Source organism: Paraburkholderia madseniana (genome assembly GCF_009690905.1).
GTDB classification, from domain to species: Bacteria; Pseudomonadota; Gammaproteobacteria; order Burkholderiales; family Burkholderiaceae; genus Paraburkholderia; species Paraburkholderia madseniana.
Map to the genome: position 1 here is coordinate 1 of NZ_VOSW01000173.1, position 11788 is coordinate 11788.

The following is an 11788-nucleotide window of genomic DNA, read 5'->3' on the forward strand; positions in this document are numbered from 1 at the left end:
TTTCCGGGGCATCGGGCCACTTGCGGTAAAATTGCGGTTTGATTCAAGCCGTCCCCCCGCCCCATGTCTTCAGCTCAAACTCCCAGTGCACGCCGCGTTTCTGTCGCGCCGATGATGGACTGGACCGATCGCCACTGCCGCTCGCTTCATCGCGTGATATCGCGTCACACGTGGCTTTACACCGAAATGGTTACCACCGGCGCGTTGCTGCACGGCGATGTGCCGCGCCATCTGGCGTTTACGCCCGAAGAGGCGCCGGTCGCTTTGCAACTCGGTGGCAGTGAGCCTGACGACCTTGCGCGCTCGGCTAAGCTCGGTGAGCAATGGGGCTATGACGAGATCAATCTGAACTGCGGTTGTCCGTCCGAGCGTGTGCAGCGTGGTGCGTTCGGCGCCTGCCTGATGAACGAGCCGCAACTCGTCGCCGATTGCGTGAAGGCGATGCGCGATGCCGTGTCAGTACCGGTAACTGTCAAGCACCGGATCGGTGTCGATGCAGTTGAGGAATATGGCTTTGTGCGCGACTTCGTTGGCACGATCGCGGATGCTGGTTGCAACGTGTTCGTCGTGCACGCGCGCAATGCAATTCTCAAGGGCTTGAGCCCGAAAGAGAACCGCGAGATTCCGCCGCTCAAGTACGACTACGCGTATCAGTTGAAGCGCGACTTCCCGCATTTGGAGATCATCATCAATGGTGGTATCAAGACGCTTGATGAGGTCGAAACGCATCTTCAGCATATCGATGGCGTGATGCTTGGGCGCGAGGCTTATCACAATCCCTATGTGCTCGCCGATGTCGATGCACGCTTCTATGGCTCGACAGAAGCGCCGCTTACGCGCGAGCAGGTCGAGGCGAAGCTGATTGAATATTGCGCGGCTGAAATGGCACGCGGCACGTACCTTGGTTCGATCACGCGTCACGCGCTTGGTCTCTATCGCGGTGAAGCCGGTGCACGTGGATGGCGTCGCGTGTTGTCCGATAGCAAGCGTCTTGCCGCGCGCGATCTGACCATCTTCGACGAGGCAAGACAGCATCTGCGTGAGCCCGTCGAAATTTTTGAATAAAGGACTAGGCAAACGGGATTCTTGTTCGTATAATCTCGTTTCTTCATCGGCGAGCCAAGTTTCTCAGCAATGAGTTGCTAGCAAGTCAAGCAGATGTCAGTGGTGGCTGTAGCTCAGTTGGTAGAGTCCAGGATTGTGATTCCTGTTGTCGTGGGTTCGAGCCCCATCAGCCACCCCAAAGAATTCAAGCAGTAAAAAGTTTGACCAAACGGCGTTGTGAGAAATCACAACGCCGTTTTTGTTTGTGCCTTTGCAAAACGTCGCGCGATACAGGATGGTCTCGTCATTCGATACGTGGTCCGATTGGCATCAATGCCCATGCCCCCCATTGCCGCCGCTGCTCCACGAACTACCCCCGCCGCCTCCGTGGGAGCCACCGCCGCCGCCATGCCAGCCGCCTCCTCCTCCGTGCCAACCTCCGCCATGCCAACCTCCGCCGCCTCCGTGCCAACCTCCGCCATGCCACCCGCCGCCGTGCCAGTACCCGCCACCTCCATGGTAGTAACAGCACGGCCCACCCCAACCGCCCCAGATGTCCACCGTGCCGTAAGCCGGTCCATACACCGGTCCATAGGCATATCCGTAGCCGGGGTAATAGGGCTGCGCGTAGGCATAGTCGTATCCTGGCGCGACCACGCACCCGGCGAGACTTCCCGCCACGACCAACATCGCGATTGATGCAATGAGCCTGCTCACGATTTTCTCCCTCGTATGTGAATGAGAAAAACGGCGCACCCGGGAGTTCAGCAGGATTTGTGTCCGCAAATTACGGCCCGGATTTACCACCCGGCTTCCGTTACGCCTGCACCGCAACCCAACGCCATAGCGGCCGCCCGTTACGCCAGCCTTTCAAACTATGACGGATTCATCGCGCTGTAACAGTTGGTTAAATTTTCGCAACGTAACTGTAGGGCGCGCCTGATACTTTCCCGTCAGACAATTTCCCTTTGAATCCAGATCCATGCTTGTGCTGACGCTGGACGAAGAAGAACGCATCCCACTTTGCCGGGCCGCCTGATGCAAAGCCTGCAAAAACCTGGTCGTCAATGAAGCACGATACACAGCCTGCGACCGCATCGGCATGGAGCGCCGAAGGCGACGCCTGTGCCGCTCGCGGCGACCTCCAGGCCGCACTCCAATGTTTCGAAACAGCGCGCGCACGATCCTGTCGACGCCGTCGCCCTTGAGCGTCTCGCCGCGACGCTCGCCGCGCTGAACCGTTTTCCCGAAGCCGTCATCCGCTATCACGAAGGGATCGGGCTCGATTCGCGGAACACCGATTTGCGTCATGGCCTCGGCTGGTCGCTCGAACAGATGCATCGACTCGAGCAGGCGGTAGACGCGTATCGTGAAGCAGTCCGGCTGAATCCAAAAGCCGACGGCTCATACAACAACATGGGCAACTGCCTGCAGGCACTCGGTCGTTTCGACGAGTCTCACGAAGCCTATCGCCGCGCGATCGAGGCCGCTCCGCAGGTGCCGCTGTACTACCGCAACTTCGTGCAGTCCAAGCGCCTTGGCGCCGATGATCCGGTGTTTGCCGCGCTGGAGCAACTCGTCGGCGATGCCGCCTCGCTGACACCCGCCAATCAGGCGGAGATTCATTTCGCGTATGGCCAGGCGCTGTCCGATGTGGGCCGCAACGATGCGTCGTTCGATCACTTCCTGAAGGGCAATGCACTGCACCGTGCCGGCGTGCGCTATGACGAAGCCGCGTCGCTCGGCCTGTTCGCGCATTTGCCTGAGCTCCTGACTTCAGAGGTGCTGGCGGCCAAGCATGGTCTGGGCGATGCGTCGGACGCACCGATTTTTATCGTCGGCATGCCACGCTCCGGTTCGACACTGATCGAACAGATTCTCGCGAGTCATCCGCAGGTTTTCGGCGCGGGGGAACGCACGGAGTTCGGCGCGGCGCTGGTGAACTGCATCGGCCGCGATCTCGACGATCCCTTGCGCATCGATATCGAAGCCTTGCATGGCATCGGCCCCGCGCAATTGCGCACGCTCGGCGCCGACTATTTGCACCGCATACGGACGTCGCTGCCGGCAATGCAAACCGCAACGCCAGGCTACGCACGTTTCACCGACAAATACCCATTCAATTTCATCAACGTCGGGCTGATTCATCTGGCGTTGCCGAATGCGCGCTTCATTCATAGCAGCCGCTCGCCGTTGCAAAGTTGTCTGTCGATTTTTGCGCGAATTTTTCATGACGTGCCGTTCAGCTACGATCTCGGTGAACTGGGCCGCTACTATCGCGCGTACGACGCGTTGATGGTCCATTGGCAACGCGTGTTACCCGAGGGCACGATGATCGAAGTGAAATACGAAGAGCTGATTGAAGATTTCGAAGGGAATGTCCGACGCCTGCTCGCGCATTGCGGACTCGACTGGGATGAGCGCTGTCTGGCGTTTCACCAGACCACGCGGCAGGTGAACACGGCAAGCGCGGCACAGGTGCGCCGCCCGCTCTACAAGACATCGCTGCAGCGCTGGCAACCGCAGCAGGCGTTGCTGCAACCCTTGTTCGACGGTCTGGGACCGGAGTTGGCGCCCGCTGGCAGCGTCAGCGGGCGCGAGCGGGCGCCTCGGGCAGATGCCGGGACAGCGGCCAACGGGATGGAGCGGAAATCGTGAGCGCAACGCGTGGAGCCGTCATCTGGATGACCGGTTTGTCCGGCGCCGGTAAATCGACCGTAGCCGAGGCGTTGCATCAGCGTCTGAAAGAAGCCGGACATGCCTCGATCGTGCTCGACGGCGACGTGCTGCGGCGCGGCCTGACCGCGGGCCTCGGCTTCACGCCCGAGGATCGCGCCGAAAATCTGCGGCGGATCGCGCACGTCGCGGCGTTGTTCATGCAACAGGGCTTCATCGCGATTGCCGCGGTGATCTCGCCCGAGCATGAACATCGGCGCATGGCTCGCGAGATCGTCGGCGCCGGTTTCGTCGAAGTGTTCGTGAATGCGCCGCTGACGGTGTGCGAAGCGCGTGATGTCAAAGGCCTCTACGTGCGTGCGCGGCGCGGTGAAATACCCAATTTCACGGGTGTTTCGGGGCCGTACGATGTGCCGCTCGACCCCGATGTCATGATCGAAACCGATCGCGTGTCGATCGAAGAGGCCATAGGCCGCCTGCTTATGCATCTGAGCGCCATGGGTTGCCTGTCGAGGGAAGAAAGCGGGCTCGGCAGACCTCGTCTCGCGAAATAGTCGCCGCGAGGCGTGTGCCTGTATTCGGCCGCGCAAATTTTCCACCCGGCGCGGCGCATTTCGCTATACCTTTTCGCCTACTTGTGGACAGAAGGGGTGATGCGTCGATGCCGACATTGTCGATACGAAAAATAAAGCCGAACGTCGAAACGCTCGTTCTCGCGGCCGATCTGGCCGGCACGGTTGTTTTCGCAATCGAGGGCGCGGTGAGCGCGATGCGCGGCGGTCTCGATCTGCTGGGTGTGATGGTGATCTCGTTTGTCGCGGCGCTCGGCGGTGGGGTGATCCGCGATCTGTTGATCGGCGATTCACCGCCTAACGCGATACGCGACTGGCGTTATCCGGCGTTGACGTTCGTCACCGGTCTGCTCACGTTCATTTTCCATTCGACAGCGCAGCAGTTTCCTGTCGCGCTGATTACCGTGCTTGACGCCGCTGGTCTCGCGCTGTTCGCCGTTGCGGGCGTCGAGAAAGCGTTGTTGTTCGGGATCCGTCCGTTTATCGCGATGCTGATGGGCACCATCACCGGTGTGGGCGGCGGGGTGATCCGCGATGTGCTGATGGCGCGCGTGCCGCTGGTGCTGCATGCCGACATCTATGCGACGGCTGCTTTCGCTGGCGCATTCATTGTGGTGGTTGCGCGGCGTGCCGGCTGGCCGCCGGGCGTCGCGGCTTTAGCAGGCGGTGCGGTGTGCTTCGTCTTGCGCGTGCTGGCCGTCACCTATGGCTGGCATCTGCCGAAGGCGTCGCTCTCAGCGCTTGCGTAACGGCTCGATCAGCGATGACAAACCGTTGTGATCGATCTCGTGCATCAACGCCAACAGACGGCCGATTTCCCCCGGCGGAAAGCCCTGGCTCGCAAACCAGTTCAGATAGTGGCCGGGCAGGTCCGCGATCAGCCGGCCTTTGTATTTTCCGTACGGCATCACGCGCGTGACCAGGAGTTCGAGGTGTTCGGGATTCATCGCAGAGGGGTCGACGGAAAGTTCATTGAGCGAGGTGGTATGAGCGCCCGCTGAAGCAGCATTTTAGCTGCGCTGCAGGCATCGCGCCGGCATGGTAACGTCAGCGCTTTCCCTTTACACACAACAGGACAGGTTCGATGGAATACCGCAGACTCGGCGACTCGGATGTGAAGGTTAGCCTGATCGGTCTCGGCACCATGACGTGGGGCGAGCAGAATACCGAGCAGGAAGCGCACGCGCAGATCGATTACGCGTTCGATCATGGTGTCAATCTGATCGACGCCGCGGAAATGTACCCGGTGCCGCCCCGTCCCGAGACGCAAGGCTCGACCGAGCGCTATATCGGCACGTGGATCGCGCAACATCGCAGCGCGCGCGAGAAGATCGTGCTGGCCACCAAAATCGCCGGCCCGGCGCGTCAACCGCACAACCCGCGTCATATTCGCGGGGAGGGCAACCAGTTCGACCGCAAGAACCTGACCGAAGCGCTCAACGATAGCCTGAAGCGCCTGCAAACGGACTACGTCGATCTGTATCAGTTGCACTGGCCGGATCGCAGCACGATGACGTTCGGCCGTCCCGCCTATCCGTGGGTCGATGACGCGTATACGGTGCCGATCGAAGAAACGCTGTCGGTGCTCGCTGAATTCGTCAAGGCGGGCAAGATTCGCCATATCGGCGTGTCGAACGAAACGCCCTGGGGTGTCGCGCAGTTTCTGCGCGCGGCGGAAAAGCTCGGCTTGCCGCGCATCGTCAGTATCCAGAATCCGTATAGCCTGTTGAACCGCACGTACGAAGTGGGTCTGTCCGAGTATGCGCATCGCGACAACATTGGTCTGCTTGCGTATTCGCCGCTGGCCTTCGGCTGGTTGTCGGGTAAGTATGAAGGCGGCGCGCGTCCGGATGGTGCCCGCATCACGCTGTTCGAGCGCTTTCAACGCTACAGCAAGCCGCAAGCGATTCAGGCGACCACGCGCTATGTGGAACTGGCGAAGCGTCACGGTTTGTCGCCCGCGCAGTTCGCGCTGGCCTTCGTCAATAGCCGGCCGTTCCTGACGAGCAATCTGATCGGCGCCACGTCGCTCGATCAGTTGAAGGAAAACATCGGCAGTGCTGAGGTGAAACTCTCGCCGGAAGTGCTCGCGGAGATTGATAAGCTGCATGAGTTGCAGCCGAATCCGGCGCCTTGAGGTAGCTGCCGGGGCGGCAAGGCGAGTTGATCCGCCTTGCTTGCCTCGAACTTAATCAACGTCACCCAGGCTCGCTCAGCGAATCTTCAATTTCGAGCGCACCGCATTGAGCGCCAGCAAACTCACCACCGCGCAGAACATCAGATAGAAGCCGGGCGCAAGTTTATTGCCGCTCGCGTCAATCAGCCAGGTGATCACAAAGGGCGCGAAGCCGCCGAACACCGTCACGCCGATGTTGTAGCTGACCGCGAGACCGGTCGCGCGCGTCTGCGTCGGGAAAATCTCCGACATCAGCGCGGGCAGTGCGCCGAAGTACGTCGCCTTCAATACGCCGATCCAGATCAACGCCAGCAGCATCGTGGCGAACGACGGATGCGCATTCATATACACGAAGGCCGGATAGACCGTCAGCAGCATCAACGTCGCGGCGACTGCCATGATGCGGATGCGTCCCATGCTATCGGACAGGTGGCCGGCGAACGGCGTCAGCACCGTCAGCACGATTCCCGTTGCAAGCGTCGCCGAGAAGCCGGTCGAAGCGGGCAGATGCAGTTGCTTGATCGCATAGGTCGGCATGTACAGGATCATGTAGTTGGCCGCGGTCGAAATGACCAGCGAGCCGACCGCGAGCAGCATGCGGACCTTCTGCGTGCCGAACAGATCGCGCAGCGGCGTGCGGGTTTTCGGCTCCGTGTTGAATTCGGCGCCTTCGTCCACGTAACGGCGAATATAGAAGCCGACCGGGCCGATCGCGAGGCCGAACAGAAACGGAATACGCCAGCCCCACGATTCGAGTTGCGCCGACGTGAGCTGGCTCGTCAGCAACGCGCCGAAGCCGGAGGCGAGCAGCGTCGAGAGGCCCTGGCTGGCGAACTGCCAGCTACCCATGAAGCCGCGCCGCTCGGGTGCATGCTCGACCAGAAACGCGGTGGAAGCGCCGAACTCGCCGCCCGCCGAGAAGCCCTGAACGAGCCGCGACAGCATGATGCCGGCCGGCGCCCACAAACCGATCACGGCATACGGCGGCATCACGGCGATCGTCAACGTGCCGATCATCATCAAGCCGATCGACAGCAGCAGCGACACCTTACGCCCCGCACGATCCGCGAGTGAACCGAGCACGAGTCCGCCGAGCGGCCGGATCATGTACGAGATGCCGAAGGTGCCGAGCGTGAGCATCAACGAAATCGCTTCGGTACGTGCCGGGAAAAACAGCTTCGCGATCGTCACCGCGAAAAATCCATAGACGACGAGGTCGAACCATTCAAGCGCATTGCCGATCGACGCCGCGAGAATGATGCGATGGACCTTCGCGGCGGACGGCCGCGCGGCGCTGGCTTGCAAGGTGGACGTGCTCATCGTGGCGTGCCTCGTGGCTGATGCGGCTAACAGTTAACTGCGGGTGTGCGGCAGGCGTACTGCGTCGATCGCTCAGGCCGCGGCTTTTGATGTCGTCGGGGTTGAGTGCGGCGAGTTCTCGCCGAGATCCCAGAAGAGCCCCGCCATGATCTGCAAACCCTCGCGCACCACCGGTCCGAGCAGATGCTCGTTCGGCGCGTGCTGGGAGCAGGCCGGGTACGAATGCGGCACCCAGATGGTCGGCAGACCGAGCGTGTCGGCGAAGACTTCGTTGGGCAGCGTGCCGCCGAGATTCGGCAGTACTGCCGTTTTCTTTCCGGTGGTCTGTTCGAGTGAAGCGATGGCCCACGTGACCCACGGATCGTCGGGATTCAGACGTGTCGCCGGCGCACCGCGCTCGACGTTGATCTCGACCAGCGAAAAGCCATGCGCGTCCAGATGCTTGCGCAGGTGCTGTTCCAGGCTTTCCCAGTCGGTGCCGACCACGAAACGCAACTGGCAATGCGCGAACGCTGACGCCGGGATGGCATTGACCGGGTTCTCGGGATTGCCGGCCTTGAAAGCGAGCACTTCGAAGCTGTTCCAGCCGAACACACGTTCTGGCGGCGTGAGACCGGGCTCGCCCCAGTTATCGTCGACGGCCGGGTCGTTCGGACCGCCGCCTACCGTGATATCCGCCAACGCGCGACGCACCGCTTCCGGAATCGGCGGCGGACGCAGGCCGTCGACAGCGATTACGCCACGCGCATCTACGAGGCTTGCAAGTGCGTTCGCCAGCACGGTGGCCGGGTTGCGCAGCAGACCGCCCCAGTTGCCTGAGTGATGCGCGCCGTCGCGCAGATTCAGCGAGAGCTTGAAGTTCACCGAGCCGCGCGAACCGAGGAAGACGGTGGGGCGGCGCGCGGCGAGGCGCGGACCGTCGGAGGCGATCAGCACGTCCGCGGCCAGTTCCTGTTTGTGTGTGTGGCAAATCGCGTCGAGCCCCGGCGAGCCGGTTTCCTCGCCCATCTCGATCAGCAGTTTTGCGTTGAAGCCGAGCTTGCCGTCGCGCGCGGCCAGCACGCTCGCTAGCGCGGCAAGATTGATGGTGTGCTGGCCTTTGTTGTCGGCGGTGCCGCGGCCATACCAGCGTTCGCCTTCGATCGTCACGGCCCACGGCGTCAGCGGCGCGCGCCATTGACTGTCGTAGCCGCGCACGACGTCGCCGTGGCCGTAGATCAGTACGGTAGGCAGACGGTCGTCTTCGTGACGATTGGCGAGCAGGAATGGCCCGAACCCTTGCGCCGGGTTATCGACGATGCGTGTGCTGAAGCCAAGACCTTCGACTTCGGGCGCGATCTCGTCGGTCAGATACGACAGCAACGTAGCGGCGCGATCGTTTTCCTGACTCTCCGTGCGAAATCCGACGCGCCGGTTGAGGTTCTCGAGGAAGGCGCCTGATTCGAAATGATGCGTTGCGTGTTCGATGGCCTGATTGCGGCTCATGTTTGTCTCCGATGCGGGGTGCGGGGATGGCGGCGACGCGGCGCCGTGCGTGGCACGTCTGGTTCGCGGCCATCAACTTCGAAACGATTCTAGGAGGCCGTTATTTTTGTCACAATGATCGTCTTTCGAAGCTTGTGTTGCCGAAAAGGCAAAGCTCGATACACTGACACACGGCCACATCCGCTTGCAAAAGGCATCGCTCATGGCACTTTCATTACACGGCATCGCATTGCGCTATTTCGTTGAAGTGGCGCGCACCGGTTCGATTAGCGACGCGTCCGCGCGGCTGCATGTGGCCGTGTCGGCGATCAGCCGGCAGATCGCGCGGCTCGAAAGCGACCTCGGCGTCGCGCTGTTCGAACGGCGGCCGCGCGGCATGTCGCTCTCCGAGGCGGGCGAGCGTCTGCTCGCCTACGCGCAGCGCAGCCTGCTCGAGGCGGAGCACGTGATGAAGGAGATCGGCGGCCTCGAGGCGTTGCACGGCAGCATGATCAAGGTCGCCAGTTCGGAGGGCTTCGCCGCGGATTTCCTGCCCAGCGCGATGGCGGCGTTCCGTAGCCACTACCCCGGGATCGACTTCACGCTTTCCGTGATGCCGCCGGGCGAGGCCACCCGCCGGGTACGTGATGGCGACGCCGATCTCGCGCTGACCTTCAGTCTCGCGCCGGAAAAGGGCGTCAAGGTCGAACACACCGAGCGGGCGCCGGTGCTGGCGTTGCTGCGCGCCGATCATCCGCTGGCCGGGCGCGCGAAGGTGTCGCTCGCCGACCTGCAGCGCTATCCACTGGTGCTGCCGGAGCCCGGCACCACGATCCGGCAATTGATCGACATCACTTGCGCGCTTGAAGGCGTGCTGCTCGAGCCCGATCTCACCTGCAACAATAGCGGCGCGATGTACCGTTACGCGCAGAAGTCCGGCGCGATCATGTTCACGGGGCTGCTGTCGGTACGCGACCGTTACGCCGGCGACGGCTTCGTCGCGATGCCGCTGACGCATCCGCAGATGCGCCAGCGCAGCATCCAGGTGCAGACGATGGCCGGACGGGAGTTGCCGCCGTCGGTGAAGGCGTTCCGCGACCACCTGATCGCAGAAATCGGCGGCGCCAAGCCTACCAATGCTGCAGTGCCGAAGCCGGCTCGAAAGCGCGGCGAGGCGCGTTGAAAGGCAAATCTCCCTGCCGGACGTCGAATCACGACCTAAACTGTGGGGACGGGGCGGGCTGGTCAGCCTCTACTGCACGGCTGGCCGTGCTGTGGCCCATACCAGTGGTAGGATTCAGCCCGAAAAATGGAGCACGGTGCGCGATGAATGGGCGTGCCGTCCACAACAGAGCGATAGGACTCAGGACATCGAATGGCGCAACAAAAAACAAACCCAAAACTTGAGCAGGCGCTGACGCGCGGGGATCTTGCAATTCGCCAGGCCAACTCGGCACGGGCGACGGCGTTGCTGCGTGCGTTGGGCAAGATGATCGTCGAGGCATCGGCGACGATTGGCGTGGAGGCATTCACGCTGATTCCGGACGGCGACAAGATTTACGATCCGACTGATGGGCTGTGGCCGCAGGAACTGCAGGTTTCGCTTGATGGTCCTGTCGAGGAGCAGGACCCGGATGAGGTTCGGACGGTGCGGTTGATTGCCGATGATCCGGCGACGGTGTTCAGGGTTGAATGGCAACGCGCCGACGGGAAGATCGGGCGTCAGGATGGGGGGCCGTTTGCAACGGTGGCTTTTATTTCTGATGTGGATATTCCTTGGACGGATGATGAGGATTGAGGTTTGGGGTTTTTTGCCTGCGCGGCGCTTGTTTGTCAGTGTTCTTAGGGCGTTGGCCTTTCCTTGAATTGTTAGTGGTCTATAGCGTTGCCCCTGTGCGGGGCGGCACCTACTTCTCTTTGCCGGCTGCAAAGAGAAGTAGGCAAGAGAAAGCAGCTCAAACCACTCCTGCTAAGCGGGGCCCGTGGTCTGCCACGGGTAGTGGTGCATCTGGAATCTGTGTTCGTGCACCTGCATGCGCTTGTGACAAGGGCGTCATACTTCCGGCGGCGCTGCGCGCGCCGAAGAGTACTTCTTGAAACCACCCGCTACGCTTCGGCGTTCATGGACCTCAACCGAAGCCCGTGGTTTCCCATGCAGACCCGTCCGCGACGCACGCAGTGCGGAGTGGGAGCTGATGACACCTTTGTCACTAACGCGGAGTGTGCGAGGACACGGATTCCAGATGTACCACTACCCGCGGCAGACCACGGCGCCCACTTAGCATGAGCGGTTTGAGCTGCTTTCTCTTGCCTACTTCTCTTTGCAGCCGGCAAAGAGAAGTAGGTGCCGCCCCGCACAGGGGCAACGCTAATAGACCACTAGCAATTCAAGGAAAGGCCAAAGCCCTAAGAACCAGCCCTTTCAAGGTCTTTGCGCGGCAAACCTGGTAACCTGGCGACCTGTTCAAGGACGACGGGTACGAAGGGATGTTTGACGAGGTGATGAAGCGTTTCGAGCAGCAGGCACCGGTATGCG

Annotated in this window: 11 protein-coding genes and 1 tRNA gene; 8 read left to right on the top strand and 4 right to left on the bottom strand. The window is 61.6% G+C overall.

The genetic code is table 11. The features are described from left to right. Nucleotides 1-63: 63 nt before the first annotated feature. Together dusA and FSO04_RS43430 are read left to right on the top strand one after the other, a co-directional pair. On the top strand, nucleotides 64-1065 hold the full coding sequence (dusA, locus tag FSO04_RS43425) for a tRNA dihydrouridine(20/20a) synthase DusA (RefSeq protein WP_154567506.1): 1002 nt from the start codon (nucleotides 64-66) through the stop codon (nucleotides 1063-1065). Between the two features lie 102 nt (nucleotides 1066-1167). Further along, nucleotides 1168-1243 (top strand) — tRNA-His (locus FSO04_RS43430). Between the two features lie 131 nt (nucleotides 1244-1374). On the opposite strand, the gene FSO04_RS46985 is transcribed toward FSO04_RS43430, so the two are convergent. Then, nucleotides 1375-1761 carry a hypothetical protein gene (locus FSO04_RS46985; RefSeq protein ID WP_166618381.1) on the bottom strand — a complete coding sequence of 129 codons (387 nt, stop codon included), beginning with the start codon at nucleotides 1759-1761 and terminating at the stop codon, nucleotides 1375-1377. Nucleotides 1762-2169: 408 nt separating this feature from the next. Between FSO04_RS46985 and FSO04_RS43440 the strand changes: the two genes are divergently transcribed. The 3 genes from FSO04_RS43440 (at nucleotide 2170) to FSO04_RS43450 (ending at nucleotide 5041) form a co-directional block, all read left to right on the top strand. After that, nucleotides 2170-3702 carry a tetratricopeptide repeat-containing sulfotransferase family protein gene (locus FSO04_RS43440; RefSeq protein ID WP_233465425.1) on the top strand — a complete coding sequence of 511 codons (1533 nt, stop codon included), beginning with the start codon at nucleotides 2170-2172 and terminating at the stop codon, nucleotides 3700-3702. Further along, entirely contained in the window at nucleotides 3699-4274 is a 576-nt protein-coding gene (gene cysC, locus FSO04_RS43445) for an adenylyl-sulfate kinase (protein WP_168436022.1), read from the top strand. Before FSO04_RS43440 ends, cysC begins: the two co-directional genes overlap by 4 nt. A gap of 107 nt (nucleotides 4275-4381) precedes the next feature. Next, nucleotides 4382-5041 (top strand): trimeric intracellular cation channel family protein, encoded by a 660-nt coding sequence (locus FSO04_RS43450; RefSeq protein ID WP_154567508.1) that lies wholly within the window; start codon nucleotides 4382-4384, stop codon nucleotides 5039-5041. Here the strand turns inward: FSO04_RS43450 and FSO04_RS43455 are convergent. After that, nucleotides 5027-5239 (bottom strand): DUF3820 family protein, encoded by a 213-nt coding sequence (locus FSO04_RS43455; RefSeq protein ID WP_006048800.1) that lies wholly within the window; start codon nucleotides 5237-5239, stop codon nucleotides 5027-5029. The two genes, FSO04_RS43450 and FSO04_RS43455, sit on opposite strands and share 15 nt — an antisense overlap. 137 nt (nucleotides 5240-5376) lie before the next feature. On the opposite strand from FSO04_RS43455, the gene FSO04_RS43460 reads away from it, so the two are divergent. Further along, nucleotides 5377-6429, top strand: coding sequence for an NADP(H)-dependent aldo-keto reductase (locus FSO04_RS43460; protein ID WP_154567509.1), 1053 nt, complete (start codon nucleotides 5377-5379; stop codon nucleotides 6427-6429). Between the two features lie 75 nt (nucleotides 6430-6504). Here the strand turns inward: FSO04_RS43460 and FSO04_RS43465 are convergent, their stop codons facing one another. Next, entirely contained in the window at nucleotides 6505-7788 is a 1284-nt protein-coding gene (locus FSO04_RS43465) for an MFS transporter (protein WP_154567510.1), read from the bottom strand. Nucleotides 7789-7860: 72 nt separating this feature from the next. After that, complete coding sequence (locus tag FSO04_RS43470; RefSeq protein WP_154567511.1) at nucleotides 7861-9273, bottom strand: M20 family metallopeptidase; 1413 nt, start codon at nucleotides 9271-9273, stop codon at nucleotides 7861-7863. A gap of 202 nt (nucleotides 9274-9475) precedes the next feature. Here FSO04_RS43470 and FSO04_RS43475 point away from each other — a divergent pair, with 202 nt between their 5' ends. Together FSO04_RS43475 and FSO04_RS43480 are read left to right on the top strand one after the other, a co-directional pair. Continuing rightward, entirely contained in the window at nucleotides 9476-10435 is a 960-nt protein-coding gene (locus FSO04_RS43475; RefSeq protein WP_154567512.1) for a LysR family transcriptional regulator, read from the top strand. Between the two features lie 192 nt (nucleotides 10436-10627). Next, complete coding sequence (locus tag FSO04_RS43480) at nucleotides 10628-11050, top strand: hypothetical protein (protein WP_054034577.1); 423 nt, start codon at nucleotides 10628-10630, stop codon at nucleotides 11048-11050. The last annotated feature ends 738 nt before the right edge of the window (nucleotides 11051-11788 follow it).

Bases quoted from the DNA above. Each gene is read 5' to 3' on its own strand.
- dusA (WP_154567506.1), top strand. From the start codon at position 64: ATGTCTTCAGCTCAAACTCCCAGTGCACGCCGCGTTTCTGTCGCGCCG.
- FSO04_RS43450 (WP_154567508.1), top strand. From the start codon at position 4,382: ATGCCGACATTGTCGATACGAAAAATAAAGCCGAACGTCGAAACGCTC.
- FSO04_RS43455 (WP_006048800.1), bottom strand. From the start codon at position 5,239: ATGAATCCCGAACACCTCGAACTCCTGGTCACGCGCGTGATGCCGTAC.
- FSO04_RS43460 (WP_154567509.1), top strand. From the start codon at position 5,377: ATGGAATACCGCAGACTCGGCGACTCGGATGTGAAGGTTAGCCTGATC.
- FSO04_RS43465 (WP_154567510.1), bottom strand. From the start codon at position 7,788: ATGAGCACGTCCACCTTGCAAGCCAGCGCCGCGCGGCCGTCCGCCGCG.
- FSO04_RS43470 (WP_154567511.1), bottom strand. From the start codon at position 9,273: ATGAGCCGCAATCAGGCCATCGAACACGCAACGCATCATTTCGAATCA.
- FSO04_RS43475 (WP_154567512.1), top strand. From the start codon at position 9,476: ATGGCACTTTCATTACACGGCATCGCATTGCGCTATTTCGTTGAAGTG.
- FSO04_RS43480 (WP_054034577.1), top strand. From the start codon at position 10,628: ATGGCGCAACAAAAAACAAACCCAAAACTTGAGCAGGCGCTGACGCGC.